The following is a 25300-nucleotide window of genomic DNA, read 5'->3' on the forward strand; positions in this document are numbered from 1 at the left end:
CGAGGGCCGCCTTGTCCCAGGCCCGCCGTGGTCGGCGCTCGTGCAATCTCAATCAGGTGAGATTGCGTTATGGATGGTATTTTCCTGCAGCAACTGGTCAACGGCCTGACCCTCGGGTCGGTCTATGGCCTGATCGCCATCGGCTACACAATGGTCTATGGCATCATCGGCATGATCAACTTCGCGCACGGCGAGGTGTATATGATTTCCGCGTACCTCGCGGCGATCAGCCTGGCATTGCTGGCTTATTTCGGTATCGAGTCGTTCCCCCTGTTGATGCTGGGCACCCTGTTGTTCACCATCGTCGTCACCGGCGTGTACGGCTTCACCATCGAACGCATCGCCTACAAACCCCTGCGCAACTCCACCCGCCTGGCACCGCTGATCAGTGCCATCGGCATCTCGCTGATCCTGCAGAACTACGCGCAGATCAGCCAGGGCGCCCGCCAGCAAGGCGTGCCAACCCTGCTGGAAGGTGCCTGGCGTGTCGAAGTGGGCACCGGCTTCGTGCAACTGACCTACACCAAGATCTTCATCCTGGTGGCAGCCTTCGTTGGCATGGGCCTGCTCACCTACGTGATCAAGTACACCAAGCTCGGCCGCATGTGCCGTGCCACCCAGCAAGACCGCAAGATGGCCTCGATCCTGGGCATCAACACCGACCGGGTGATCTCCTACGTGTTCGTCATCGGTGCGGTGATGGCCGCCCTGGCCGGCGTGCTGATCACCATGAACTACGGCACCTTCGACTTCTACGCCGGCTTCATCATCGGCATCAAGGCGTTCACCGCCGCGGTGCTCGGCGGTATCGGCTCGCTGCCTGGCGCCATGCTCGGCGGGATCATCCTGGGTATTTCCGAGTCGCTGTTCTCTGGCCTGATCAACTCCGACTACAAGGACGTGTTCAGCTTCTCGCTGCTGGTGATGATCCTTATCTTCCGCCCACAAGGCCTGCTGGGTCGCCCGCTCGTGGCTAAGGTGTGAACATGTCCATTGCCAAAACTGCCTCCGTTACTGAAACCAGAAGTTTCGACATCAAACGCAGCCTGCTGGAGACCATCGTCGCCGGCCTGCTGGCACTCATCGTGTTTGGCCCTGTGGTCGGCGTGGTGCTAGACGGCTACACCTTCAATGCCGAGCCGCGGCGTGTGGCCTGGCTGGTCGGCGGGGTGATGCTGGGGCGCTTCCTGCTCAGCCTGTACCTGCAGACGGCCGCCGGCTCGCGCATGCTCCAAGGCTTCGAAAGCGGTGGTTCGGGCGTGCATGTGCGCGCGCCGGACTACGTATCGCGGCTGCGCTATATCATCCCTGCGCTGGTGGTGATCGCCATCGTCTTCCCGATCTTCGCCAACAAGTACCTGCTGACCGTGGTCATCCTCGGCCTGATCTACGTGCTGCTGGGCCTGGGGCTGAACATCGTGGTCGGCCTGGCCGGTCTGCTCGACCTGGGCTACGTGGCGTTCTATGCCATCGGTGCGTACGGCCTGGCGCTGGGTTACCAGTACCTTGGCCTGGGCTTCTGGAGCGTGCTGCCACTGGCGGCCATAGCTGCGGCGCTGGCGGGGTGCATACTCGGTTTCCCGGTGTTGCGGATGCACGGCGACTACCTGGCGATCGTGACCCTGGGCTTCGGCGAGATTATCCGCCTGGTGCTGAACAACTGGTTGTCGTTCACCGGCGGCCCGAACGGCATGCCGGCACCGGCGCCGACCTTCTTCGGCCTGGAGTTCGGCCGTAGGGCCAAGGACGGTGGGGTACCGATCCACGAGTTCTTCGGCTTCGATTACAACGCCAACCTCAAGTTCGTGTTCATCTACGCAGTGCTGTTCATCGTCGTGCTGGCCGTGCTGTACATCAAGCATCGCCTGACCCGCATGCCGGTCGGCCGTGCCTGGGAAGCGCTACGCGAAGACGAGATCGCCTGCCGCTCGATGGGCCTGAACCACGTGCTGGTCAAGCTCTCGGCGTTCACCCTGGGCGCTTCCACCGCTGGCCTGGCCGGGGTGTTCTTTGCCACCTACCAGGGCTTCGTCAACCCGTCGTCGTTCACCTTCTTCGAGTCGGCGCTGATCCTCGCCATCGTCGTGCTCGGTGGCATGGGCTCGACCGTAGGTGTGGTGATCGCGGCCTTCGTGCTGACCGTGGCGCCCGAGCTGCTGCGCAGCTTCTCCGAATACCGCGTGCTGCTGTTCGGTGTGCTGATGGTGCTGATGATGATCTGGCGACCGCGTGGGCTGATCCGCATCAGCCGTACCGGTGTGACCCCGCGTAAAGGAGTGGCGCCATGAGCGACGATATCATTCTCTCGGTCGACAACCTGATGATGCAGTTCGGTGGCATCAAGGCGCTCAGCGATGTCAGCCTGAAGGTCCGGCGCAACCAGATCTTCGCCCTGATCGGCCCCAACGGTGCGGGCAAGACCACCGTGTTCAACTGCCTGACCGGGTTCTACAAGGCCAGTGGCGGGCGCATCGAGCTGAATGTGCGCGGCAGCCACACCAATGTCATCCAGCTGCTCGGCGAGCGCTTCCAGGTGGCGGACTTCGTCTCGCCGGCGCGCTTTGCCAACCGCATGTACTACAAGATGTTCGGCGGTACCCACCTGGTCAATCGCGCCGGCCTGGCACGCACCTTCCAGAACATTCGCCTGTTCAAGGAAATGTCGGTGGTGGAGAACCTGCTGGTGGCCCAGCACATGTGGGTCAACCGCAACCTGCTGGCCGGGGTGCTCAACACCAAGGCCTACCGCAAGGCCGAGAGTGACGCACTGGACCACGCGTTCTACTGGCTGGAGGTGGTCGACCTGGTCGATTGCGCCAACCGACTGGCTGGCGAGTTGTCGTACGGCCAGCAGCGCCGCCTGGAAATCGCCCGGGCCATGTGCACGCGGCCGAAGATCATCTGCCTGGACGAACCGGCAGCTGGCCTGAACCCACAGGAAACCGAAGCTCTCAGCCGCATGATCCGCGTGCTGCGCGACGAGCACGACATCACCGTGGTGCTGATCGAACACGACATGGGCATGGTCATGAGCATTTCCGACCATATCGTGGTGCTCGACCACGGCAACGTGATTGCCGAAGGCGCGCCGCAGGATATCCGCCACAACCCGACGGTGATCGCCGCCTACCTGGGTGCCGATGAAGAGGAACTGGTATGAGTGCACCCATTCTCGAACTGAAGGATCTGGACGTGTTCTACGGCCCGATCCAGGCGCTGAAAAAGGTCTCGATGCACATCAACGAGGGCGAGACGGTCAGCCTGATCGGCGCCAACGGTGCCGGCAAGTCGACCCTGCTGATGTCGATCTTCGGCCAGCCGCGGGCGGCGTCGGGGCATATCGTGTACCGCGGCACCGACATCACTCGCAAGTCGTCGCACTACATCGCTTCCAACGGCATCGCCCAGTCGCCGGAAGGGCGCCGGGTGTTCCCCGACATGACCGTCGAGGAGAACCTGATGATGGGTACCATTCCCATCGGTGACAAGCATGCCGATGAAGACATGCAGCGCATGTACGAGCTGTTCCCGCGCCTGAAAGAGCGGCGTAACCAGAGGGCCATGACCATGTCCGGTGGCGAGCAGCAGATGCTGGCTATTGCCCGCGCGCTGATGAGCCGGCCAAAGTTGTTGCTGCTGGATGAGCCATCGCTGGGGCTGGCGCCGATCGTGGTCAAGCAGATCTTCTCGACCTTGCGTGAATTGGCCAAGACCGGGATGACCATCTTCCTGGTGGAGCAGAACGCCAACCATGCGCTGAAACTGTCGGACCGGGCTTATGTGATGGTCAACGGGCAGATTCGCATGAGCGGCACGGGGCAGGAGCTGTTGGTCAACGAGGAAGTGCGTAACGCCTATCTCGGCGGGCATTGAGTTGCATGCGGGGGCCGCTTTGCGGCCCTTTCGCCGGCAAGCCAGCTCCCACAGGTACTGCGCTGCCCTCAGGGCCTGTGTGGTCCCTGTGGGAGCTGGCTTGCCGGCGATGGGCTGCAAAGCAGCCCCATTCTGGATGTGGACAACTTCTACCACACCTCTCCGTTCACGCATCACCAGCCCATCCCAAGCCCTTGTTTCCACAGGCCCGATCTTTTCCACGGATAATGTGGAACCGCCTGTGGAAAACATGGTGGCATTTCGCTCAAGCCCTTTGATACCAAGCCCTGCAGCTTCATGATCGTTTTTTGATCACAGGCGCCTTGTGGATGATTTTCCCAGGTTTTTCAGAGTCCTGCATTCATTCCAAGGCTCGCGCAAAACCTGTGGATAACCCTGTGAAAAAACCTTGGACAGACCGCTGCAGGCGGCATGCTTGAAAGCCTTGCGCCATCACCGAAAAGATATCCACCGACCACAAGTCGCTGAAAGGGTTCCTCACCATGGACAAGTTGCCCCCAATCCGTGGGGAAAGCCTTGTGGATAACGTGCGCATAGCTGGTGCCGAGCCCTCTGCTGCAAGGGTTTGCCGCATATGATCAAAAAATGAACAGTGCCCCGGGCGGGTTGCTGCAAGCGCCCGGCGCGGGCATGCTGCAAGCCTGCCGATGACAATCCACCGTGAGGAACAGAGCATGACGTCCACCGTATTCATCACTGGCGCGACTTCCGGTTTCGGCGAGGCCACTGCCCGCCGCTTCGCCGAAGCCGGCTGGAAGCTGGTGCTCACTGGCCGCCGCAAGGAGCGCCTGGACGCCCTGTGCGCCGAACTGTCGGCCAAGACCGAAGTACATGGCCTGGTGCTCGACGTGCGTGACCGCAAGGCCATGGAGCAGGCCATCGCCAGCCTGCCGGCCGGCTTCGACAAGCTGCGCGGCCTGGTCAACAACGCAGGCCTGGCGCTGGGTGTGGACGCGGCGCAGAACTGCAGCCTGGACGACTGGGAAACCATGGTCGACACCAACATCAAGGGCCTGATGTACACCACCCGCCTGCTGCTGCCACGGCTGATCGCCCATGGCCGTGGGGCGTCGATCCTCAACGTAGGTTCGGTGGCGGGCAACTACCCGTACCCGGGCAGCAACGTGTACGGCGGCACCAAGGCCTTCGTCGGCCAGTTCTCGTTGAGCCTGCGCTGCGACCTGCGGGGTACGGGCGTGCGCGTGAGCAACATCGAGCCGGGCCTGTGCGAGAGCGAGTTCTCGCTGGTGCGCTTCGGCGGTGACCAGGCCAAATACGACGCCACCTATGCCGGTGCCGAGCCGATCCAGCCGCAGGACATTGCCGAAACCATCTTCTGGATCCTCAACCAGCCGGCGCATATCAACATCAACAGCCTGGAGCTGATGCCGGTGAGCCAGGATTGGGCAGGGTTCTCGATCGACCGATCGGTCAAGGGCTGATCAGAAAAGCGGGGCCGCTATGCGGCCCATCGCCGGCAAGCCAGCTCCCACAGGATGGCGCATTTCTCAAGGCCGCACTGTACCTGTGGGAGCTGGCTTGCCGGCGATGGCGTCAGCTCAGGCGCTGCAGCCCTTCCAGGCAAGTCGCCAAATGATAGGGCGTAGTAGAAGGCATATCATGCCGGCTGACACTACCTTGCCCATCCCGGCACTCATACCAGCCCGCCTCACGCAGGAACCGCGCTTCCAGCGCCTGCAACTGCCCGGCCAGCTTCGCCTCGCCCCCTGCCCGCAACACCAGCGCCCGCAGGTATTCCGCCTGCGCCCAGATCCGCTGGGTGGCATCGAGCACCTGGCCATCCACATCCAGCATCGCCAGTACCGCGGTGTCCTTCACCCCGTACTGCTCGGCGTAGCCGAAAGCTTGGTCGATGGACGCATGCAGCGGCGTATCTCGCAGCAGTGGCGAGGTATGCAGCAGGTAGAACCACTCGAACTGGTGCCCCGGCTCGAACCAGTTATCCACAGTGCCGCGTGGCTTTTCCAGCATCAGGCCGTGGGCGGGGTCGATGAAGTGCTCCTGCAGCGCCGCGCACAGGTGCAGCAACGACTGCTGGGCATGCTCGTCGTCACGCACCGCCAGCACCTGCAGGAAGGCTTCGGCCAGGTGCATCTGCGGGTTCTGCAGCGGGCCGCTGCCAAGGTCGGCCCAGTCTTCAGCGAGGCTGGCTTCGTACAGGCCGTCGTCGCGGGCAAACTGCTGGTCGATGATGTCCAGCGCGGCGTTCAGCGTGGACTCCACCAGGTTTTCACGCACCTTGCCCCAGTAATGTGCACAGGCGAAGACGATGAAGGCGTGGGTGTAGAGGTCCTTGCGCCGGTCCTGCGGTTTGCCCTGGGCGTCGATGCTGTAGAACCAGCCGCCGTGTTCGGCGTCGTGGAAGTGCTTCTGCAGCGAGCGGAACAAGGCGGCCGCACGCTCGGCTGCGCCCGGTTGCCCGATGCGGCTGCTGAACAGGTACAGCTGACGCGCGCAGGCCATGGCCCGGTAGCGCTGCACCGGCAATGGCTGGTGCTGGGCGTCCAGTGCCTCGTAGGGCAGGGCCATGTCGGCGTTCCAGCCCGGGCCTTGCCACAACGGCACGATGCGTTCGGCGAAGTGCTGGTTGAAGCGGGCCAGTTCGGGCAGGGTGGGGCGGGGGTCGGACATTTCGGCGCTCGTCGCTGTCGGGCAGGGCGCCATGGTAGCAGAACTGGGTTGTGGGTAGCCTGTGCCGGCCCTATCGCCGGCAAGCCAGCTCCCACAGGTACTTCACATTGCGCGGGCCTGTGGTGATCCTGTGGGAGCCGGCTTGCCGGCGATAGGGCCAGTACAGGCTACCGATCAGCCCGGGTTGCCCAACCCCTGCCAATGCCGCGCCCCCACGAAGATGAAGCGCAACTGCTGGGTGATCTTTTCCTGTGGCGTCAACGCCTGTGGATAACCCGCTTCGGGGCTGTCGATAAGCTCTGGCAGGGTGGCGAACACGGTTTTCACCACCAGGTCGGCCATCACCGCCAGCGCTGCGCCGTCCAGGTGCTGCCAGCGCTTCATCCGCGCCAGGTCGGTGGCCAGGTCGTCGCTGATGTCCTGGCGCAGGCGGGCAATGGCCTGGCGTACGGCCTGCGAACCGCCGTACTGCTCACGGGCGAGGAACAGGAACTGCGCACGGTGGGCGGCGACCACGTCGAGGAAGATGCGCACCGAGGCGTCGGTGATGCCGCCCAGTTCGAATTCGTTCTGGCGCACCAGGCGGATGGTCTGGCGGAAGGTAGTGTCGACCTCGGCAACCAGGGCCAGGCCCAGGGCGTCCATGTCGGAAAAATGCCGGTAGAAGCCGGTGGGTACGATGCCGGCCGTCTTCGCCACTTCGCGCAGGCTGATACTGCCGAAACCACGGCCACTCTCCATGAGCTGGCAGGCGGCATCGAGCAGGGCCTGGCGGGTCTGTAGCTTCTGTTCGGCGCGCGGCAGCATGGTGCGGGCTTCTGTGGCGGTAAGGCTGGGCACTCTAGTTAAAAAAACAAAGCCCGGTCAATGGACCGGGCCTGGAGGGGAGCAAGCGTTGTGACAGAGGTTGTTCTTTTCGGCCATGGTGATCAGCTCACACGGCTGAGTTCAACCAGGCGATCGGAGCCACCTTCGGCAACGCGGCCACTACGTTCGATCAGGCGATCGGAGCCACCTTCGGCAACGCGGCCACTACGTTCGATCAGGCGATCGGAGCCACCTTCGGCAACACGGCCACTACGTTCGATCAGGCGATCGGAGCCACCTTCGGCAACGCGGCCACTACGTTCGATCAGGCGATCGGAGCCACCTTCGGCAACGCGGCCACTACGTTCGATCAGGCGATCGGAGCCACCTTCGGCAACGCGGCCACTACGTTCGATCAGGCGATCGGAGCCGCCTTCGGCAACACGGCCACTACGTTCGATCAGGCGATCGGAGCCACCTTCGGCAACACGGCCACTACGTTCGATCAGGCGATCGGAGCCACCTTCGGCAACACGGCCACTACGTTCGATCAAGCGATCCGAGCCGCCTTCGGCAACACGACCACTACGTTCGATCAGGCGATCCGAGCCGCCTTCGGCAACACGACCACTACGTTCGATCAGGCGATCAGCACCACCTTCGGCAACGGTTTTCAGCGGCTGGGCGATTTCGGCAGCGCTGGAGCGCGATTCGGCGGTCAGGTGTTGCTCGTCGGCTGGCAGGGCAAAAGCGTTGGCGGCCAGGATGGACAGGGTCAGGGTCAGCAGATGGCGTTTCATGATTTCGGTGCTCCTCTCGGGGGCTGGAAAGTGGGTACGGAGCCAATGCTACGCCGGGTAACGCCAGAGAGAAGTTCATACGGGTAATGGTAACAATCGACCGTATTGATAGAGGTTGCAAGCTGCTCTAGACAGCACTTTCCAGGCCGGAAGGTGGCAATTTGATGGCGATGTTTGCGGGTAACACGTATGGCCTGTCGCGACGAATTGCTGAGCAAAAGGCCAGGAAAAACTTCGCTATCATGGCGCCATCGATAAAACCCCACGGGTTTTCATCAGTCCGAGATATTGAGTGCCACCGCTGCACCTGTTCTGTGCCATACCGCAAGGAGAACCACGCAATGACGCGTCCCGCCAGAATCCTCGTCTGGACCTTCACCAGCCTGCTGACCCTGCTGGCGATCCTGGTGGTGGTGATCGCCACCTTCGACTGGAACCGCGTCAAGCCCCTGCTCAACGAGAAAGTCTCCGAGGCCCTGCAGCGGCCCTTCGCGATCAATGGCAACCTTGCCGTGGACTGGCGCACCGAACCAGAAGAGGGGGGCTGGCGCGCCTGGGTGCCCTGGCCGCACTTCATTGCCGAAGACCTGACCCTGGGCAACCCCGAGTGGCTCAAGGAACCGAAGATGGTCGGCCTGGAGCGCGTGGCGTTCCGCCTGGCGCCGCTGCCGCTGCTGTTCCAGCAGATCAGCATCCCGCGCATCGACCTGACCAAGCCCACAGCCAGCCTCACCCGCCTGGCCGATGGCCGCGCCAACTGGGCCTTCGACTTCGGCCCCAAGGATGAAAACGCAGAGCCTTCCAAATGGCAGCTGGACATTGGCGCCATCGGCTTCGACCAGGGCAATGTCAGCTTCGATGACCAAACCCTGAAAACCAGCATGAAGGTGCAGATCGACCCGCTGGGCAAGCCTGTCCCGTTCAGCGACATCGTTGGCAAGGCCAGCGCCGAGAAGGCCGGTGCCGCGCAGGACTACGCCTTCGGGCTCAAGGCCCAGGGCCGCTACAAAGGCCAGCCGGTGTCCGGTACCGGCAAGATCGGCGGCCTGCTGGCCCTGCAGGACGCCAGCCAGCCGTTCCCGCTGCAGGCTGACGTGCGCATCGCCGACACCCATGTGGTGCTCGCCGGCACCCTGACCGACCCGCGCAACCTCGGCGCCCTCGACCTGCGCCTGCGCCTGTCCGGGGCCAGCCTGGGCAACCTCTACCCGCTGACCGGCGTAACCCTGCCCGACACCCCGGCCTATTCCACCGACGGCCACCTCAGCGCCAACCTGCACGCGGCGCAAGGGGCGACCTTCAACTACCAGGGCTTCAACGGCAAGATCGGTGACAGCGATATCCACGGCGACCTGGCCTTCGTTGCCAGCCAGCCACGGCCCAAGCTGTCCGGCAACCTGGTGTCCAACCAGTTGCTGTTCAAGGACCTGGCGCCGCTGATCGGCGCCGACTCCAACGCCGAGCAGAAGGCCCGCGGGGGTGCCAGCAAGCAGCCGGCGGGCAAGGTGCTGCCGGTGGAAGAGTTCCGCACCGAGCGCTGGCGCACGATGGACGCCGACGTCACCTTCGCCGGCAAGCGCATCGTGCACAGCGCGCAACTGCCGTTCAACGACCTGTCGGCCCACGTGATACTGGAGGACGGCCTGCTGCGCCTGGAGCCCCTGCGTTTTGGCGTGGCTGGCGGCAATCTCGCTTCCAGGATCCGCCTGGATGGCCGCAACGTACCGTTGCAGGGACGTGCCCGGCTGACGGCGCGGGGCTTCAAGCTCAAGCAGTTGTTCCCATCCTTTGCGCCGATGCAGACCAGCTTCGGTGAGTTGAATGGCGATGCCGATATCACCGGCCGGGGCAACTCGGTAGCCGCCTTGCTGGGCACGGCCAATGGCGACCTGCGCATGTTGATCAACGATGGCGCCATCAGCCGCAGCCTGATGGAGATTGCCGGGTTGAACGTGGGCAACTATGTGGTCGGCAAGCTGTTTGGTGATGAGGATGTGAAGATCAACTGTGCAGCGGCTGACGTGGGCATCAAGGATGGCCTGGCGACCACGCGCCTGTTCATCTTCGATACCGAGAACGCGATCATCTACATCAACGGCACGGCCAATTTCGCCACGGAGCAGCTGGACCTGAAAATTACCCCTGAATCGAAAGGGCTGCGGCTGTTCTCGCTGCGCTCGCCGCTGTATGTGCGCGGGCCGTTCGCCAAGCCCAGTGCCGGGGTGCAGGCGGTGCCGCTGGCGTTGCGCGGGGCGGGGATGGTGGCGTTGGGTGTGGTTGCCGGGCCGGCGGCGGGGTTGCTGGCGCTGATTGCGCCTAGCAGCGGGGATGATCCCAACCAGTGCACGCCGCTGTTGCAGCAGATGAAGGCGGGCAAGGCGCCGGCGGTGGTGAAAGAGCGGAAATAGCAGGGGGCCGCTTCGTGGCCCATCGCGACACAAGGCCGCTCCCACAGGTATTTCACAGCCCTAAAGACTTGTGAAATACCTGTGGGAGCGGCCTTGTGTCGCGAAAGGGGCGCAAAGCGCCCCCAAGAATCACAAGCCTTGCAACAGGTCGGACATATCGTCCGCGTGCTCTTCTTCCTGCGCGAGGATGTCTTCAAAAATCCGCCGCGTAGTCGGATCTTTATCCCCAATGTACCGAATGATCTCGCGATAGCTATCGATGGCGATCCGCTCCGCCACCAGGTCTTCCAGCACCATCTCCTTCAATGAAGTGCCCGCCACATATTGGGCATGAGACCGCTTGCTCAGGTTGTCCGGGTTGAAATCCGGCTCTCCACCTAACTGCACGATCCGTTCGGCAAGCTTGTCGGCGTGCTCGGCTTCCTGGTTGGCATGCTCGAGGAATTCATCGGCAGCCACGCTGGCCTTGATGCCGCTGGCCATGAAGTAGTGACGCTTGTAGCGCAGCACGCAGACCAGTTCGGTGGCCAGTGAATCATTGAGCAGGCGCAGGATCTGTTGGCGATCAGCATCGTAACCCTCGGTCACCGCACCTTGCTCGACATGCTGGCGGGCACGTTCGCGCAGGGTTTGCACATCGGTCAGTTCAGTCGCATTCATGTTCATCTCCTGGAACATCAGGGTGGTCATGGATATGGCCTGGAAGGCTCAGGCGCCGTGGACGGCGTCGCTGTCTTCTTCGCGTTGTTTGCAAGTCTTGAAGCCCTTGGCGTCGACATGGCCGGTGGCGTCGAAGCGCACGTAGTAGGGCTGCTGGTGGCCATCGTGGTTGAGGATGTAGTCGTTGCAGGTGCCGCCATGGGGGAGGTCGATCACGTTGGACGGGCTGCCGCCGATGGCGATGACTTTCTGCATGGTCATGCCTTTTTCCACCTGCTTGACCAGCGGCTCGTCGCGGTAGGTGACGTAGTCCACCGGGTTTTCCGGGCGGCTGCCGCAGGCGGCGAGGGTGGCGCTTGCCAGAAGAATTGCCAGGGTCTGCTTGTACATGGTCCCGCTCCTTGCAAAGGGTATGTGTGGTTTGGAACCGCAGCGCGCGCCGGGAGTTCGATTGCGATGGTCATCAAGGCCGCTGTAGTGTTGGCCGGTCGTCCACGGAAAGGGGCTGGGGCAATGCAGCAGGAATTGGCCACGCGATACCCGTTGGTGCTGGTGCCGGGCATGCTCGGTTTTGTCCGGGTAGTGCTCTACCCCTACTGGTTCGGCATCGTGCCGGCCCTGCGCAAGGGCGGGGCGCAGGTGTTCCCGGTGCAGGTTTCGCCACTGCATTCCAGCGAGGTGCGCGGCGAGCAGTTGCTGGCGATCATCGAAGACATCTGCCTGCGCACCGGAGCGGAAAAGGTCAACCTCATCGGCCACAGCCAGGGTGCCCTGAGCGCGCGCTACGCAGCTGCCAGGCGGCCCGGGCGGGTGGCTTCGGTCACTTCGGTGGCGGGGCCCAACCATGGCTCGGAACTGGCCGACTACCTGGAGCGTACGGCACCGGGCGATTCCCCGCAGGGGCGCATCCTGAAGGCTGTGCTGCATGGCTTGGCCGTGCTGCTGGTGTGGCTGGAAACCGGCTGGCGCCGCGACCCGCTGCCGGTGGATGTACACGCCTCGCACCAGTCGTTGACCAGCGCCGGGGTGGCGCTGTTCAACCAGGCTTATCCACAGGGGTTGCCAGGCACCTCCTGGGGTGGGGAAGGGGCCTATGAGGTCGATGGCGTGCGCTATTACTCCTGGTCAGGCACCTTGCAGCCCGGCCTGACCGACCAGCGACGCAACCGTTTCGACGGCAGCAGCCACTTCTGCCGCCTGTTCGCGCGCAGTTTCGTCAAGGAAAGGGGCCATTGCGACGGAATGGTCGGGCGCTTCAGTTCGCACCTGGGGCAGGTGATCGGCGACGATTACCCGCTCGACCACCTGGATATCGTCAACCAGTCGCTTGGTGCGGTGGGCAAGGGTGCCGAACCGGTGCGGCTGTTCACCGAACATGCCGCCCGGCTCAAGGCGGCAGGGCTCTAACGACGGATCGGTGTGGTCCAGCGCTCGGCCAGCACCACGCCCGCCAGGGTCAGCAGGCCGCCGACCAGGTGATAGCGGGCCAGCTGCTCGTCGAGCACCACGGCGGCGATCAGTGCCGTGACCAGCGGCAGCAGGTTGAAGAACAGCGTGGTGCGGCTGGGGCCCAGGCGGTGCACGGCCTGCATCCATACCAGGGGCGCGATCATCGAGGCCAGCACGCAGGCGTACAGCACCAGGCCGATGTTGCGGCTGTTCAGGCCAGTCTTGTCCGACAGCACGAACAGCGGCAGCAGTACGACGATGGCTACCAGCACCTGCAGGTACAGCAGTTGCATCGGCGGCAGGCGCAGCTGCCATTTCTTCAGCAGGAAGCTGTACAGCGCGTAGGCCAGTGTGGCCACCAGCATCAGCAGGTCGCCGCTGTTCAGGCCTTGTTGCAACAGGCTGGCGGGGTGGCCGGCGCTGACCACTTCAAGCACGCCGAAAAATGACACCAGCGCGCCCAGCAGGGCGCCGTAGCTCAGGCGCTGGCCCAGCCAGGCGATGGACAGTGCCAGTGACATCAGTGGCATCAGCGAAAGGATGATGCCCATGTTGGTGGCGCTGGTGATGCCGGCGGCGAAGTAGGCCAGGCTCTGGTACAGCGCCATGCCCAGAACGCCCAGCACGAAAACCTTGCCCAGGTGCGGGCGAATGACCGCGCGATTGCGCCACACGGCGGGCAGCAGGAACGGGGTGAACAACAGCGCGGCCAGCAGCCAGCGGTAGAAGCCGATCTCGGCGGGATGGATGGCGCCGGCGGACATCTTGGTGACCACGGTGTTGCCGGCCCATATCAGGATGGCGGTCAGGGGGAACAGGTAGTTCATGTAGCAGGTTACTCGTTGGGGCTTGGATTGGGGCTGCTTTGCAGCCCATCGCGGGCTCGCCCGCTCCCACAGGATCTGCGCCAGCTTTCAGGCCTGTGATATCCCTGTGGGAGCGGGCAAGCCCGCGAAGGCCTGCGCAGCAGGCCCCGATGGCAGCCATTATCAACTGTCTGTCAACAAGCCTATACTCCTATCCAGACAACCCACCCCGCAAAGCAGACAGCATGCCGCGCAAATACCTCGACATTCCCCAGTTCACCCGGCTCCCGGCCCCGGTGTACTTCCGCCACGACGAGTTCGGTGCCGACACCCGCAGCGCCCTGCATCGCCACGCCTGGGGCCAGCTCAACTACACCGCCCACGGCGTGATGCACCTGGAGGTCGCCGGCCAGCACTTCCTGTCGCCGCCGCAATACGCCGTGTGGGTGCCGCCCGACACCGAGCATGGCTGCTACAACCCGCAGGCCATCGTCTACCGTTCGGTCTACCTGGACCGCAGCCTGTGCGCCGCACTGCCGCAGCAACCGTGCAGCCTGATGATCAGCGACATCCTCAAGGCCATCCTCGCCGACTTCGCCCGGCGCGACCTGCGGGTGGCCGAGGGCGAGCGCGACCAGCGCCTGGTGCAAGTGCTGCTCGACCAGCTGCTGCTGGCGCCCACCCAGGCCTGCTACCTGCCGTTTGCCCACAGCGAAGGCTTGCGCCAGGTGCTCGATGCCCTCGGTGCCGAGCCGGGCGACAACCGCCCGCTGGCCGACTGGGCCGCCAAGGTGCATGTCAGCGAACGTACCCTGGCCCGCCAGTTCCTGCGTGAACTGGGCATCAGTTTTGGCGAATGGCGCCTGCGCCTGCGCTTTCTGCGCGCCATCGAAGCGCTGGAGGCCGGCCAGCCGATCCAGGCCATCGCCTTCGACCTGGGCTACAGCAGCGCCTCGGCGTTCATCGCCATGTTCCAGCGCCAGGCCCAGTGCACGCCCGAGCAATACCGCCGCCAGGCACGGGCAGGGCGTTGAAATTCTTGGCTACACTCAGCTCGACCCCCGTGCATCGGGCGCGGAGCCAAGGAGACTACTCCATGAAAGTGCTGCAAATCCCCTTACTGGTATTGGCGGTGTTGTTCAGCGCCCAAGGCTTCGCCGCCAATACCGCGCAGCAGGAAAAGATGAAAACCTGCAACGCCGACGCCACCGCCAAGGCCCTCAAGGGCGATGAGCGCAAAGCCTTCATGAGCACTTGCCTGAAGAAGGATGTGCCACAAACCCAGCAAGAGAAGATGAAAACCTGCAACGCCGACGCCACCACCAAGGCCCTCAAGGGTGACGAACGCAAAGCGTTCATGAGCGACTGCCTGAAGAAGAAATGACCTGCGCCTATGCCTGCAGACGTAAGGCTGGCAGACTGCGGGTCTTTCCCGTTGTCTGCCGTTGAGGCTGTATGACCTTCACCCCCCGCCAGGTCACCCTGGCCAGCTGGATCATCGTGTTTGCCGGCCTGTTGCTGGCGTTACCCCTGAAATTGCTGCCGAGCCTGCTGGCCGGCCTGCTGGTGTTCGAGCTGGTCAACATGCTCACGCCGCGGCTGCAGCCGCTGATTGCCGGGCAGCGTGCCCGCTGGCTGGCTGTAGCGCTGCTCGGCACGCTGGTGGTCAGCACCCTGACCCTGCTGTTTGCCGGTGCTTTCAGCTTTTTGCTGCACGAGGCGGAAAACCCCGGGGCCTCGCTGGACAAGTTCATGGCCCTGGTGGAGCGCGCCCGCGGGCAGCTGCCGCCGTTCATCGAAGGCTACCTGCCGGCCAGTGCCGCGGAGTTCAAGGTGGCCATCGGTGACTGGATCAAGAGCCACCTGAGCGACCTGCAGCTGGTGGGCAAGGGCATGGCGCACATGTTCGTCACCCTGTTGATCGGCATGATCCTGGGCGCCATCGTCGCCTTGCAGCGCATCCCCGACATCTCCCGGCGCAAGCCGCTGGCGGCGGCGCTGTTCGAGCGCCTGAGCCTGCTGGTGCAGGCGTTTCGCAACATCGTCTTCGCGCAGATCAAGATTTCGCTGCTCAACACCACCTTCACCGGCATCTTCCTGGCCGTGGTGCTGCCGATGTTCGACGTGCACCTGCCGCTGACCAAGACGCTGATCGTGCTGACCTTCCTGCTGGGCCTGCTGCCGGTGATCGGCAACCTGATGTCGAATACCCTGATCACCATCGTCGGCCTGTCGCTGTCGATCTGGGTGGCGGCGGCGGCGCTGGGTTACCTGATCGTCATCCACAAGGTTGAGTACTTCCTCAACGCGCGGATCGTGGGCGGGCAGATCAGTGCCAAGTCGTGGGAACTGCTGCTGGCGATGCTGGTGTTCGAGGCGGCGTTCGGGCTGCCGGGGGTGGTGGCGGGGCCGATCTACTATGCCTACCTGAAGAGTGAGCTGAAGCGGGCCGAACTGGTCTGATTCTTTGTTGACCAGTACCGGCCTCTTCGCGGGTAAACCCGCTCCCACAAGTACGCCACTTCTCTCAAGACTTGCGGGGACCCTGTGGGAGCGGGTTTACCCGCGAAGAGGCCGGCACAGGTGAAAGGGATGGCTCAGGCTACGCCATAGCGCTTGCGCGCCTCAATGGCCAGCCCGCTACCAATGCTGCCAAAGATGTTGCCTTCCACATGCCGCGCATTCGGCAGCATCGCCGACACGCTGTTGCGCAGCGCCGGAATCCCGCTGGAACCGCCGGTGAAGAACACCGTATCGACCTGTGTTTCGCTCACTCCAGCCTTGGCCAGCAGTTCGCTCACGCTACCACGCACCCGCTCCAGCAACCCTTCGATAGCCCCCTCGAACAGCGCTCGTGACAGGTCCACGCTCAGCTCGCGCTCGATGCGGCCGAGGTCGACGTGGCGGCTCTGCTGCTCGGTCAGCTCGATCTTGCTGGCCTCCACTTCCATCGCCAACCAGTGCCCGGCACGCTCTTCGATCAGCTTGAACAGGCGGTCGATGCCCAGCGTGTCCTCGATGTCATAGCGCATGCTGCCCAGCGCCAGCTGCGACTTCTGCGAGTACAGGGCGTTGATGGTGTGCCAGGTGGCGAGGTTGAGGTGATAGCTGGTCGGCATCAGCGCGCCGCTCTTCATGCGGCTGCCGTAGCCGAACAGCGGCATCACGCCCTGCAGGCTCAGCTGCTTGTCGAAGTCGGTACCGCCAATGTGCACACCGCCGGTGGCGAGGATGTCGCTCTGGCGCTCGGCCACCAGGTGGCGCTCGGGCGACAGGCGGATCAGGGTGAAGTCCGAGGTACCACCGCCGATGTCGACGATCAGCACCAGCTCTTCGCGGCTGATGCTCGACTCGTAGTCGAAGGCCGCGGCAATCGGCTCGTACTGGAACGACACATCCTTGAAGCCGATCTTGCGCGCCACTTCGGCCAGGGTGTCCTCGGCCTCCTGGTCGGCGGCCGGGTCTTCGTCGACGAAGAACACCGGGCGGCCCAGCACCACCTGCTCGAACTCACGCCCGGCAGCGGCCTCGGCGCGTTTTTTCAGCTCGCCGATGAACATGCCCAGCAGGTCCTTGAATGGCAGGGCGCTGCCCAGCACGCTGGTGTCGTGCTTGATCAGCTTGGAACCCAGCAGGCTTTTCAGCGAACGCATCAGGCGGCCTTCGTAGCCTTCCAGGTACTCGTGCAGTGCCAGGCGGCCATATACCGGGCGACGCTCCTCGATGTTGAAGAACACCACCGAGGGCAAGGTGATCTTGCCGTCTTCCAGGGCAATCAGCGACTCGACGCCGGGGCGGTGCCAGCCGACCGTGGAGTTGGAGGTGCCAAAGTCGATGCCCAGGGCGCGGGCCGGGGATACGTCAGACATGGGAATGAGCTTCCGGAGGCAAAACGGCCGCGCAGTGTATGCCAGTTGGCTACAGAATCAAGACCGGTCGTCTGCCATGGAGCAAACCCAAGGCGGTCTTGAAAGGCTATGCTTGACCCCTATCTTCTTTTGCAACACGCACATTCACATTGGTGATCCATAGATGGACTTCAAAGACTATTACAAGATACTCGGCGTAGAGCCCACGGCGGACGACAAGGCGATCAAGGCCGCGTACCGCAAGCTGGCGCGCAAGTATCACCCCGATGTCAGCAAGGAGCGCGACGCCGAGGAAAAATTCAAGGAGGCCAACGAGGCCTACGAAGTGCTGGGCGACGCGCAGAAACGTGCCGAATTCGACGAAATCCGCAAGTACGGCGGCCAGCATGGCCGGCCGTTCCAGGCACCACCGGGCTGGGAAAGCCGCGGCGGTGGCGGTGGTTTCGAAGGCGGTGATTTTTCCGACTTTTTCAGCTCGATCTTTGGTGGCCGGGGCGGCAACCCGTTCGGTGGTGCCCGGCAGCAGCAACGCAGCGCCGGCAGGCGGGGGCAGGACGTGGAGCTAGAACTGGCGGTATTCCTTGAAGAGACCCTGAGCAAGGAGTCCAAGCAGATCAGCTTCCAGGTGCCGCAGACTAATGCCATGGGCCAGCGCACCGGCTTCACTACCAAGACCCTGAACGTGAAGATCCCGGCAGGGGTGACCGACGGCGAGCGCATCCGCCTCAAGGGCCAGGGCGCGCCGGGCAGTGGTGGCGGGGCCAATGGCGACCTGTTCCTGACCATTCGCATGGCACCGCACCCGCTGTTCGATGTCGAAGGTCATGACCTGATCATCACCGTGCCGCTGGCACCGTGGGAGGCCGCACTGGGCGCCAAGGTGGCCGTGCCGACCCTGGACGGCAAGATCAACCTCACCATCCGCCCCGACAGCCAGAGCGGCCAGCGCCTGCGCGTGCCGGGCAAGGGCCTGGCCAACAAGAGTGGCGAGCGCGGCAACCTTTACGCGCAGCTGAAAGTGGTCATGCCGCCAGCATCCGACGAGTCTGCCCGCGAATTGTGGACCAAGCTTTCCGAGAAGGCTGCGTTCAACCCGAGGACACAATGGAGTAAGTGATCATGAGCAGCACCCTGATCGTTCAACTGGACATGCGTACCTTGTGTCAGGAGGCCGATATCACGGCTGACTGCGTGATCGAAATCGTCGAGCACGGCATTGTCGAACCTTCCGGCCGAACGCCGGAGGACTGGTTGTTCGACGATCAGGCGCCGTTGTTGGCCAAACGTGCGGCGAAGCTGCATCAGGAGCTGGAACTGGAGTGGGAAGGGGTGGCGCTGGCGCTGGAGCTGCTGCAGGAAGTGCAGCAGTTGCGCAGCGAGAACAACATGCTGAGGCAGCGGTTGGGCAGGTTTACCCAGATGTGAGGTTTGCAGGCCCGGCCTCTTCGCGGGTGAACCCGCTCCCACAGGAATCGCACGATTCCTGAGATGTGTGCAGTACCTGTGGGAGCGGGTTTACCCGCGAAGAGGCCAGTACAGGCAAAATCAAATTCAGCTTGGTTCTGCCCCCGGGTTCAGCACCAGCTGCATGAAGGTCAAGTCCAGCCACCGGCCAAACTTCACCCCCACCTGCGGCATCTGCCCGGTCAACACGAAGCCCAGCCGCTCGTGCAGGCGCACCGACGCTGCATTGCCGCTCTCGATGGCCGCCACCATCACATGCTTGCCACACGCGCGCGCACGCTCGACCAGCGCCGCCATCAGTACCGGACCCAGCCCCTTGCCACGCTGGTCGCCGCGGATGTACACCGAATGCTCAACGGTAAGGCGAAAACCCTCGAACGGCCGCCAGTCGCCAAACGACGCATAGCCCAGCACCCCGCTCTCATCCACCGCCACCAGAATCGGGTAACCCTGCTGCGCACGTGCATCGAACCAGGCCTGGCGGTTGGCCAGGTCCACCGGGGTTTCGTTCCAGATCGCCGTGGTGTTGCGCACCGCGTCGTTGTAGATGTCGAGGATGCCCGGCACGTCGTTAGGCAGGGCGTCGCGGATTTCATGACTCATGACAGCGTCTCGCAGGGTAGTTGCTTGCAGATTAAATGGTTACCAGCCCACGCACACCCTCGGCTTGCATGTTTTCGCCACGGCCCCGCTGGATGATCTCGCCACGGGCCATCACCAGATACTGGTCGGCCAGCTCCTCAGCGAAGTCATAGAACTGTTCCACCAGCAGGATGGCCATGTCACCGCGCTCTGCCAAGCGACGGATGACAGCCCCAATTTCCTTGATGACCGAAGGCTGGATACCCTCGGTGGGCTCATCGAGGATCAGCAGCCGCGGGCGGCTGGCCAGGGCACGGCCGATTGCCAGCTGTTGCTGCTGGCCGCCGGATAGGTCACCGCCACGGCGTTGTTTCATCTGTTCCAGCACGGGAAACAGTTCGTAGATGAAGGATGGTACTTCGCGCGCTTCACGGGCGGGGAAGCGCGACAGGCCCATCAGCAGGTTCTCTTCGACAGTGAGGCGCGGGAAGATCTCGCGGCCCTGGGGCACGTAGGCGATGCCGGCGTGGACCCGTTGCTGGGGCTTGAGGCTGGTGATCGGCTTGCCTTCCCATTCGATGTTGCCGTCGCGGGCCGGGACCAGGCCCATCAGGCAGCGCAGCAGGGTGGTCTTGCCAACGCCGTTGCGGCCCAGCAGGCAGGTGACTTCGCCGACCTTGGCCTCGAAGGACAGGCCCCGGAGGATATGGCTGCCGCCGTAGTACTGGTGCAGGGTGTCGATCTTGAGCATGTGTGTATTCCTGAAATTGTTGCTGTGCCTGTGCCGGCCCTTTCGCGGGCTTGCCCGCTCCCACAGGTACTACACAGGGCTCGAAAACTGTGGGTTTCCTGTGGGAGCGGGCAAGCCCGCGAAGAGGCCGGTACAGGCTTCAAAAATTCAAATGCCGGTCACCGGCCCAAGTAGACCTCGACCACCCGCTCATCCGCCTGCACCTGCTCCAGCGACCCTTCCGCCAGCACGCTGCCCTGGTGCAGCACGGTTACATGGTCGGCAATGCTGCCGACAAACCCCATGTCATGCTCCACCACCATCAGCGAATGCTTGCCTGCCAACCCCTTGAACAGCTCGGCGGTGAACTCGGTCTCGGCATCGGTCATGCCCGCCACCGGCTCGTCCAGCAACAGCAGTTGCGGCTCCTGCACCAGCAACATGCCGATCTCCAGGAACTGCTTCTGCCCATGCGACAGCAAGCCCGCCTGGCGCTGGGCCAGCGGCAGCAGGCGCAAGGTGCCCAGCACCTCCTCGATGCGCTGGCGCTGTTCACCACCCAGGCGCGCTGCCAGGCTGGCCCACACCGACTTGTCGGTCTTCAGCGCCAGCTCCAGGTTTTCGAACACCGTCAACGCCTCGAACACCGTGGGCGTCTGGAACTTGCGGCCTATGCCGGCCTGGGCGATCTGGTATTCGCTCATGCGGGTCAGGTCGAGGGTGTCACCGAAATAGGCCGTACCGTTGTCGGGCCGGGTCTTGCCGGTGATCACATCCATCATCGTGGTCTTGCCGGCCCCGTTGGGGCCGATGATGCAGCGCAGCTCGCCCACGCCGATGTACAGGTTCAGCGCGTTCAGCGCCTTGAAGCCATCGAAGCTGACGCTGATGTCTTCCAGGCTCAGCACCGTGCCATGGCGGGTATCGAGGCCGGCCTTGCGGCTGTGGCCCAGGCCGATGGCGTCGCGGCCGGCGCCGAGGTTGTCGAACACCGGTTCGAGCATGAATTCCGGGTGGACCGGGGGCACGCCTCTCATGGCTGGCTCCTTTTCTTCAACAGGCCGACCACGCCCTTGGGCAGGTACAGGGTGACGAGGATGAACAACGCGCCGAGGAAGAACAGCCAGAACTCCGGGAAGGCCACGGTGAACCAGCTTTTCATGCCATTGACCAGGCCGGCGCCGAGCAGCGGGCCGATCAAGGTGCCGCGCCCGCCCAGGGCCACCCATACGGCGGCTTCGATGGAGTTGGTCGGCGACATCTCGCTGGGGTTGATGATGCCCACCTGCGGTACGTACAGCGCACCGGCCAGGCCGCACAGTACGGCGCTTAGCACCCACACCAGCAGCTTGAAACCGCGTGGGTCGTAGCCACAGAACATCAGGCGGTTTTCGGCGTCGCGCACGGCGGTGAGCAGGCGGCCGAACTTGCTGCGGGTGAGGCGCCAGCACAGGTACAGGCTGGCCAGCAGCAGGCCGACGGTGAGCAGGAACAGCACCGCGCGGGTGCCTTGGGCGGCAATGTCGAAGCCAAGGATGGTGCGGAAGCTGGTAAAGCCGTTGTTGCCGCCAAAGCCGGTTTCGTTGCGGAAGAACAGCAACATGCCGGCAAAGGTCAGCGCCTGGGTCATGATCGAGAAGTACACGCCCTTGATCCGCGAGCGGAAGGCGAACCAGCCGAATACCAGTGCCAGCAGCCCAGGCGCCAGCACTACCAGGCACAGGGCCCAGGCGAAATGCTGGGTACCGGCCCAGTACCACGGCAGCTCGCTCCACGACAGGAAGGTCATGAACCCCGGCAGGCCGTCACCGGCGGCCTGGCGCATCAGGTACATGCCCATGGCGTAGCCACCGAGGGCGAAGAACAGCCCGTGGCCCAGCGACAGCAGCCCGGCGTAGCCCCAGACCAGGTCCAGGGCCAGGGCGACGATGGCGTAGCAGAGGATCTTGCCGACCAGGGTCAGGGTGTAGGCCGACACTTGCAGGGCATGGTCCGCCGGCAGCAGCGACAGCAGCGGCAGGGCCACCAGCAGCAGGACGACGACGGCGCCGATGGCCAGGGTCAGGCGTGGCCCGGCCTTTTGCGTAGCGGTGACAAGCAGTGGCTGGTTCATCAGTCGATTACCCGTCCCTTGAGGGCGAACAGGCCTTGCGGGCGCTTCTGGATGAACAGAATGATCAACGCAAGGATGAGGATCTTGCCGAGCACGGCGCCGATCTGCGGCTCCAGCAGCTTGTTGGCGATGCCAAGGCCAAAGGCTGCCCACAGGCTGCCGGCCAACTGGCCGACGCCGCCGAGCACCACCACCAGGAACGAGTCGATGATGTAGCTCTGGCCCAGGTCCGGGCCGACGTTGCCGACCTGGCTCAGGGCCACGCCGCCTAGCCCGGCGATGCCAGAGCCGAGGCCGAAGGCGAGCATGTCTACGCGCCCGGTGGACACGCCGCAGCAGGCGGCCATGTTGCGGTTCTGGGTGACTGCGCGCACGTTCAGGCCCAGCCGTGTGCGGTTGAGCAGCAGCCAGGTGAGCAGTACCACGGCCAGGGCGAAGCCGATGATCACCAGGCGGTTGTATGGCAGCACCAGGTTGGGCAGCAACTGGATGCCCCCCGACAGCCAGGCCGGGTTGCTGACTTCGACGTTCTGCGCGCCGAACAGCAGGCGGATGGCCTGGATCAGGATCAGGCTGATGCCCCAGGTCGCCAGCAGGGTTTCCAGTGGGCGGCCATACAGGTGGCGGATTACCGTGCGCTCCAACGCCATGCCGACCCCGGCACTGATGGCGAACGCCACCGGCAGGGCGATCAGCGGGTAGAACTCGATGGCGCCGGGGGCGTAGCGCTGCAGCAGTACCTGGACCATGTAGGTGCTGTAGGCGCCGAGCATCAGCATTTCGCCGTGGGCCATGTTGATCACCCCGAGCAGGCCGAAGGTGATGGCCAGGCCAAGGGCTGCCAGCAGCAGGATCGAGCCCAGCGACAGGCCGCTGAAAGCCTGGCCGAGCAGTTCGCCCACCAGCAGCTTGCGCTGCACCTGGGCCAGGCTGGTTTCGGCGGCTGTGCGCACGCCCGGGTCGGTTTCCGCGTTGGGTTGCAGCAAGGCTTCGAGGCGGGTGCGGGCCAGCGGGTCGCCGGTTTCGCCGAGCAGGCGCACGGCAGCCAGGCGTACCGCTGGTTCGCTGGCGCCCAGTTGCAGGTTGGCCAGGGCCAGGCCGAGGGCGGCGTGCACGGCGGCATCCGGTTCGCTGGCGAAGCGCCGGTCGAGGAAGGCCATTTGCGCCGGTTGCGCGCTTTTCTGTAGTTGTTGGGCAGCGGCCAGGCGGATGTCGCTGTTGTCGCTGAGCAACTGGTGGCTGGCCAGGGCATTGTCGATCAGGCCGCGCAGGCGGTTGTTCAGGCGCACCTTGCGCGTGTCGTCGGCGGCGATGCGGCCTTGGCGCAGGTTGTCCAGCAGCGGCAGGCGGGCGGCATCGGGTTGCGCGGCCCAGCCTTCGAGCAGGCGGGCTTGCTCGGCGGGCTTGGCAGCGAGGAAGAATTCGCCCTCGCTGGCCTGGGTTGCCAAGGGCATCAGCAGGAGCAGGGTGAGCAGCAGTCTGAGCATGCGGGTAATCCTGGAAATCGGCGGTGGATTCTTCGCGGGCATGCCCGCTCCCACAGGTCATCCACAGGCCTTGAGGGCGGTGCTTTCCTTGTGGGAGCTGGCTTGCCGGCGATTGGGCTGCAAAGCAGCCCCAGTGCACTCAGTTGCCTTTCACGGCGTAATCAGGGCGCTTGTCGTTGCCGGGAATGAACGGGCTCCATGGCTGCGCCCGCAGCGGTTGCTCGGTTTCCCACACCACGCTGAACTGCCCGTCATCCTGGATCTCGCCGATCATCACCGGCTTGTGCAGGTGGTGGTTGGTCTTGTCCATGGTCAGGGTGAAACCGGACGGCGCCTCGAAGCTTTGCCCGGCCAGTGCCTCGCGCACCTTGTCGACATCGGTGGACTTGGCTTTCTCCACCGCCTGCGCCCACATGCGGATGCCCACGTAGGTGGCCTCCATCGGGTCGTTGGTCACCGCCTTGTCGGCGCCTGGCAGGCCCTTGGCCTTGGCATAGGCCTTCCAGTCGGCGACGAACTTCTGGTTGACCGGGTTATCCACCGACTCGAAGTAGTTCCACGCCGCCAGATGGCCCACCAGCGGCTTGGTGTCGATGCCGCGCAGTTCTTCTTCGCCCACCGAGAACGCCACCACCGGCACGTCGGTGGCCTTCAGGCCCTGGTTGGCCAGCTCCTTGTAGAACGGCACGTTGGAGTCGCCGTTGACCGTGGAGATGACGGCGGTCTTGCCACCGGCGGAGAACTTCTTGATGTTGGCGACGATGGTCTGGTAATCGCTGTGGCCGAACGGCGTGTACACCTCTTCGATGTCCTTGTCGGCCACGCCCTTGCTGTGCAGGAAGGCACGCAGGATCTTGTTGGTGGTGCGCGGGTAGACGTAGTCGGTGCCCAGCAGGAAGAAGCGCTTGGCGCTGCCGCCGTCCTCGCTCATCAGGTACTCCACGGCCGGGATGGCCTGCTGGTTGGGCGCGGCTCCGGTGTAGAACACGTTCGGCGACATCTCTTCACCCTCGTACTGCACCGGGTAGAACAGCAGGCCGTTAAGCTCTTCGAACACCGGCAGCACCGACTTGCGTGACACCGAGGTCCAGCAGCCGAACACCACTGCCACCTTGTCCTGGGTCAGCAGCTGTCGGCTCTTTTCGGCGAACAGCGGCCAGTTGGAGGCCGGGTCGACCACCACCGGTTCGAGCAGCTTGCCGTTCACGCCGCCCTTGGCGTTGATCTGCTCGATGGTCATCAGCGCCATGTCCTTGAGCGAAGTCTCGGAAATGGCCATGGTCCCCGACAGCGAATGCAGGATGCCGACCTTGATGGTTTCGGCGGCCTGGATGCTCCAGCTCAGGCCCATTGCGGCAATCGATGCGCTAAGGGTGAAGGCCTTGATCAGACTGCGTCGCTTCATGTGCTCTCTCCGCTGAGTTTTTATGTGTTGGGCAAGCGGGGAGGGGTGTTGCAAGGGGTGTGCCTAACGGCGGAAGGTGCGCAATAGAGGGGTTGTGCGAGGTGTTGGGGCGTTGGTTGGATCCAGGTTGGTGCCTGATGGATTTGTGTGCACAGGATTGGGGCCGCTGTGCGG

The 25300-nt window shown here is 63.8% G+C and carries 25 protein-coding genes; 12 read left to right on the forward strand and 13 right to left on the reverse strand.

Translation table 11 applies throughout. The features are described from left to right. Nucleotides 1–69: 69 nt before the first annotated feature. The 5 genes from CAG22_RS02765 (at nt 70) to CAG22_RS02785 (ending at nt 5336) form a co-directional block, all read left to right on the forward strand. Nucleotides 70–984: a branched-chain amino acid ABC transporter permease gene (locus CAG22_RS02765; RefSeq protein WP_013974411.1), complete on the forward strand. Its 915-nt coding sequence runs from the start codon at nt 70–72 to the stop codon at nt 982–984. Between the two features lie 2 nt (nt 985–986). Beyond that, nucleotides 987–2288: a high-affinity branched-chain amino acid ABC transporter permease LivM gene (gene livM / locus CAG22_RS02770; protein ID WP_025340816.1), complete on the forward strand. Its 1302-nt coding sequence runs from the start codon at nt 987–989 to the stop codon at nt 2286–2288. Beyond that, nucleotides 2285–3160 carry an ATP-binding cassette domain-containing protein gene (locus CAG22_RS02775; RefSeq protein ID WP_025340815.1) on the forward strand — a complete coding sequence of 292 codons (876 nt, stop codon included), beginning with the start codon at nt 2285–2287 and terminating at the stop codon, nt 3158–3160. Before livM ends, CAG22_RS02775 begins: the two co-directional genes overlap by 4 nt. After that, nucleotides 3157–3873, forward strand: a complete 717-nt coding sequence (locus tag CAG22_RS02780; RefSeq protein WP_015271986.1) for an ABC transporter ATP-binding protein — start codon at nt 3157–3159, stop codon at nt 3871–3873. Before CAG22_RS02775 ends, CAG22_RS02780 begins: the two co-directional genes overlap by 4 nt. A gap of 695 nt (nt 3874–4568) precedes the next feature. Then, on the forward strand, nt 4569–5336 hold the full coding sequence (locus tag CAG22_RS02785) for an SDR family oxidoreductase (protein WP_075046516.1): 768 nt from the start codon (nt 4569–4571) through the stop codon (nt 5334–5336). Nucleotides 5337–5448: 112 nt separating this feature from the next. Here CAG22_RS02785 and CAG22_RS02790 read toward each other — a convergent pair whose 3' ends face one another. The 3 genes from CAG22_RS02790 to CAG22_RS02800 form a co-directional block, all read right to left on the reverse strand. Beyond that, nucleotides 5449–6546, reverse strand: coding sequence for an AGE family epimerase/isomerase (locus CAG22_RS02790; protein WP_085704292.1), 1098 nt, complete (start codon nt 6544–6546; stop codon nt 5449–5451). A gap of 174 nt (nt 6547–6720) precedes the next feature. After that, nucleotides 6721–7353 (reverse strand): TetR family transcriptional regulator, encoded by a 633-nt coding sequence (locus CAG22_RS02795; protein ID WP_085587934.1) that lies wholly within the window; start codon nt 7351–7353, stop codon nt 6721–6723. Nucleotides 7354–7475: 122 nt separating this feature from the next. After that, entirely contained in the window at nt 7476–8153 is a 678-nt protein-coding gene (locus tag CAG22_RS02800; protein WP_085704295.1) for a phage infection protein, read from the reverse strand. Nucleotides 8154–8494: 341 nt separating this feature from the next. On the opposite strand from CAG22_RS02800, the gene CAG22_RS02805 reads away from it, so the two are divergent. Further along, complete coding sequence (locus tag CAG22_RS02805) at nt 8495–10561, forward strand: AsmA family protein (RefSeq protein WP_085704298.1); 2067 nt, start codon at nt 8495–8497, stop codon at nt 10559–10561. Between the two features lie 129 nt (nt 10562–10690). Here the strand turns inward: CAG22_RS02805 and CAG22_RS02810 are convergent, their stop codons facing one another. Then, the gene (locus CAG22_RS02810) at nt 10691–11221 is read right to left on the reverse strand and encodes a bacterioferritin (RefSeq protein WP_025340810.1); all 531 of its coding nucleotides are present in this window, start codon (nt 11219–11221) and stop codon (nt 10691–10693) included. Nucleotides 11222–11269: 48 nt separating this feature from the next. Beyond that, nucleotides 11270–11611 (reverse strand): osmotically-inducible lipoprotein OsmE, encoded by a 342-nt coding sequence (osmE, locus tag CAG22_RS02815; protein WP_015271980.1) that lies wholly within the window; start codon nt 11609–11611, stop codon nt 11270–11272. A gap of 123 nt (nt 11612–11734) precedes the next feature. Here osmE and CAG22_RS02820 point away from each other — a divergent pair, with 123 nt between their 5' ends. Then, nucleotides 11735–12628, forward strand: a complete 894-nt coding sequence (locus CAG22_RS02820; protein ID WP_085704301.1) for a triacylglycerol lipase — start codon at nt 11735–11737, stop codon at nt 12626–12628. Here the strand turns inward: CAG22_RS02820 and CAG22_RS02825 are convergent. After that, the gene (locus CAG22_RS02825; protein ID WP_085704303.1) at nt 12625–13497 is read right to left on the reverse strand and encodes a DMT family transporter; all 873 of its coding nucleotides are present in this window, start codon (nt 13495–13497) and stop codon (nt 12625–12627) included. The two genes, CAG22_RS02820 and CAG22_RS02825, sit on opposite strands and share 4 nt — an antisense overlap. Nucleotides 13498–13721: 224 nt before the next feature. On the opposite strand from CAG22_RS02825, the gene CAG22_RS02830 reads away from it, so the two are divergent. The 3 genes from CAG22_RS02830 to CAG22_RS02840 all read left to right on the forward strand — a co-directional run bounded on the left by CAG22_RS02830 (nt 13722) and on the right by CAG22_RS02840 (nt 15939). Further along, nucleotides 13722–14510 carry a helix-turn-helix domain-containing protein gene (locus CAG22_RS02830; protein WP_025340807.1) on the forward strand — a complete coding sequence of 263 codons (789 nt, stop codon included), beginning with the start codon at nt 13722–13724 and terminating at the stop codon, nt 14508–14510. A 62-nt stretch (nt 14511–14572) separates the two neighbouring features. After that, the gene (locus CAG22_RS02835) at nt 14573–14860 is read left to right on the forward strand and encodes a PsiF family protein (protein WP_003258250.1); all 288 of its coding nucleotides are present in this window, start codon (nt 14573–14575) and stop codon (nt 14858–14860) included. A gap of 71 nt (nt 14861–14931) precedes the next feature. Further along, nucleotides 14932–15939, forward strand: a complete 1008-nt coding sequence (locus CAG22_RS02840; RefSeq protein WP_025340806.1) for an AI-2E family transporter — start codon at nt 14932–14934, stop codon at nt 15937–15939. A 134-nt stretch (nt 15940–16073) separates the two neighbouring features. Here CAG22_RS02840 and CAG22_RS02845 read toward each other — a convergent pair whose 3' ends face one another. Next, a complete protein-coding gene (locus CAG22_RS02845) occupies nt 16074–17345 on the reverse strand; it encodes an Hsp70 family protein (RefSeq protein ID WP_085704305.1) in 1272 nt (423 codons plus the stop codon). A 163-nt stretch (nt 17346–17508) separates the two neighbouring features. On the opposite strand from CAG22_RS02845, the gene cbpA reads away from it, so the two are divergent. Next, nucleotides 17509–18462 (forward strand): curved DNA-binding protein, encoded by a 954-nt coding sequence (cbpA, locus tag CAG22_RS02850; protein ID WP_025340804.1) that lies wholly within the window; start codon nt 17509–17511, stop codon nt 18460–18462. 2 nt (nt 18463–18464) lie between these two features. Then, nucleotides 18465–18770, forward strand: coding sequence for a chaperone modulator CbpM (locus CAG22_RS02855; protein ID WP_025340803.1), 306 nt, complete (start codon nt 18465–18467; stop codon nt 18768–18770). Between the two features lie 126 nt (nt 18771–18896). On the opposite strand, the gene CAG22_RS02860 is transcribed toward CAG22_RS02855, so the two are convergent. The 6 genes from CAG22_RS02860 to urtA form a co-directional block, all read right to left on the reverse strand. After that, nucleotides 18897–19412 (reverse strand): GNAT family N-acetyltransferase, encoded by a 516-nt coding sequence (locus CAG22_RS02860; protein WP_085704307.1) that lies wholly within the window; start codon nt 19410–19412, stop codon nt 18897–18899. A 31-nt stretch (nt 19413–19443) separates the two neighbouring features. Next, nucleotides 19444–20142, reverse strand: a complete 699-nt coding sequence (gene urtE / locus CAG22_RS02865) for an urea ABC transporter ATP-binding subunit UrtE (protein WP_085704309.1) — start codon at nt 20140–20142, stop codon at nt 19444–19446. 158 nt (nt 20143–20300) lie between these two features. After that, complete coding sequence (urtD, locus tag CAG22_RS02870) at nt 20301–21158, reverse strand: urea ABC transporter ATP-binding protein UrtD (protein ID WP_170929254.1); 858 nt, start codon at nt 21156–21158, stop codon at nt 20301–20303. After that, nucleotides 21155–22234 (reverse strand): urea ABC transporter permease subunit UrtC, encoded by a 1080-nt coding sequence (gene urtC / locus CAG22_RS02875; RefSeq protein ID WP_025340800.1) that lies wholly within the window; start codon nt 22232–22234, stop codon nt 21155–21157. Before urtC ends, urtD begins: the two co-directional genes overlap by 4 nt. Next, the gene (gene urtB, locus CAG22_RS02880) at nt 22234–23763 is read right to left on the reverse strand and encodes an urea ABC transporter permease subunit UrtB (protein WP_371916844.1); all 1530 of its coding nucleotides are present in this window, start codon (nt 23761–23763) and stop codon (nt 22234–22236) included. The genes urtC and urtB overlap by 1 nt, the downstream gene beginning before the upstream one ends. A gap of 97 nt (nt 23764–23860) precedes the next feature. Next, a complete protein-coding gene (gene urtA / locus CAG22_RS02885; protein WP_085704311.1) occupies nt 23861–25126 on the reverse strand; it encodes an urea ABC transporter substrate-binding protein in 1266 nt (421 codons plus the stop codon). Between the last annotated feature and the right edge of the window lie 174 nt (nt 25127–25300).

Origin of the sequence: Pseudomonas sp. B8(2017) (assembly GCF_002113575.1) — a bacterium.
Lineage (GTDB): Bacteria > Pseudomonadota > Gammaproteobacteria > Pseudomonadales > Pseudomonadaceae > Aquipseudomonas > Aquipseudomonas putida_Z.

Bases quoted from the DNA above. Each gene is read 5' to 3' on its own strand.
- urtD (WP_170929254.1), bottom strand. From the start codon at position 21,158: ATGAGAGGCGTGCCCCCGGTCCACCCGGAATTCATGCTCGAACCGGTG.
- CAG22_RS02830 (WP_025340807.1), top strand. From the start codon at position 13,722: ATGCCGCGCAAATACCTCGACATTCCCCAGTTCACCCGGCTCCCGGCC.
- CAG22_RS02825 (WP_085704303.1), bottom strand. From the start codon at position 13,497: ATGAACTACCTGTTCCCCCTGACCGCCATCCTGATATGGGCCGGCAAC.
- CAG22_RS02775 (WP_025340815.1), top strand. From the start codon at position 2,285: ATGAGCGACGATATCATTCTCTCGGTCGACAACCTGATGATGCAGTTC.
- urtC (WP_025340800.1), bottom strand. From the start codon at position 22,234: ATGAACCAGCCACTGCTTGTCACCGCTACGCAAAAGGCCGGGCCACGC.
- CAG22_RS02860 (WP_085704307.1), bottom strand. From the start codon at position 19,412: ATGAGTCATGAAATCCGCGACGCCCTGCCTAACGACGTGCCGGGCATC.
- urtA (WP_085704311.1), bottom strand. From the start codon at position 25,126: ATGAAGCGACGCAGTCTGATCAAGGCCTTCACCCTTAGCGCATCGATT.
- CAG22_RS02795 (WP_085587934.1), bottom strand. From the start codon at position 7,353: ATGCTGCCGCGCGCCGAACAGAAGCTACAGACCCGCCAGGCCCTGCTC.
- osmE (WP_015271980.1), bottom strand. From the start codon at position 11,611: ATGTACAAGCAGACCCTGGCAATTCTTCTGGCAAGCGCCACCCTCGCC.
- livM (WP_025340816.1), top strand. From the start codon at position 987: ATGTCCATTGCCAAAACTGCCTCCGTTACTGAAACCAGAAGTTTCGAC.
- CAG22_RS02790 (WP_085704292.1), bottom strand. From the start codon at position 6,546: ATGTCCGACCCCCGCCCCACCCTGCCCGAACTGGCCCGCTTCAACCAG.
- CAG22_RS02835 (WP_003258250.1), top strand. From the start codon at position 14,573: ATGAAAGTGCTGCAAATCCCCTTACTGGTATTGGCGGTGTTGTTCAGC.
- CAG22_RS02780 (WP_015271986.1), top strand. From the start codon at position 3,157: ATGAGTGCACCCATTCTCGAACTGAAGGATCTGGACGTGTTCTACGGC.
- CAG22_RS02840 (WP_025340806.1), top strand. From the start codon at position 14,932: ATGACCTTCACCCCCCGCCAGGTCACCCTGGCCAGCTGGATCATCGTG.
- CAG22_RS02810 (WP_025340810.1), bottom strand. From the start codon at position 11,221: ATGAATGCGACTGAACTGACCGATGTGCAAACCCTGCGCGAACGTGCC.
- urtE (WP_085704309.1), bottom strand. From the start codon at position 20,142: ATGCTCAAGATCGACACCCTGCACCAGTACTACGGCGGCAGCCATATC.
- urtB (WP_371916844.1), bottom strand. From the start codon at position 23,763: ATGCCCGCGAAGAATCCACCGCCGATTTCCAGGATTACCCGCATGCTC.
- CAG22_RS02855 (WP_025340803.1), top strand. From the start codon at position 18,465: ATGAGCAGCACCCTGATCGTTCAACTGGACATGCGTACCTTGTGTCAG.
- CAG22_RS02800 (WP_085704295.1), bottom strand. From the start codon at position 8,153: ATGAAACGCCATCTGCTGACCCTGACCCTGTCCATCCTGGCCGCCAAC.
- CAG22_RS02765 (WP_013974411.1), top strand. From the start codon at position 70: ATGGATGGTATTTTCCTGCAGCAACTGGTCAACGGCCTGACCCTCGGG.
- cbpA (WP_025340804.1), top strand. From the start codon at position 17,509: ATGGACTTCAAAGACTATTACAAGATACTCGGCGTAGAGCCCACGGCG.
- CAG22_RS02845 (WP_085704305.1), bottom strand. From the start codon at position 17,345: ATGTCTGACGTATCCCCGGCCCGCGCCCTGGGCATCGACTTTGGCACC.
- CAG22_RS02820 (WP_085704301.1), top strand. From the start codon at position 11,735: ATGCAGCAGGAATTGGCCACGCGATACCCGTTGGTGCTGGTGCCGGGC.
- CAG22_RS02785 (WP_075046516.1), top strand. From the start codon at position 4,569: ATGACGTCCACCGTATTCATCACTGGCGCGACTTCCGGTTTCGGCGAG.
- CAG22_RS02805 (WP_085704298.1), top strand. From the start codon at position 8,495: ATGACGCGTCCCGCCAGAATCCTCGTCTGGACCTTCACCAGCCTGCTG.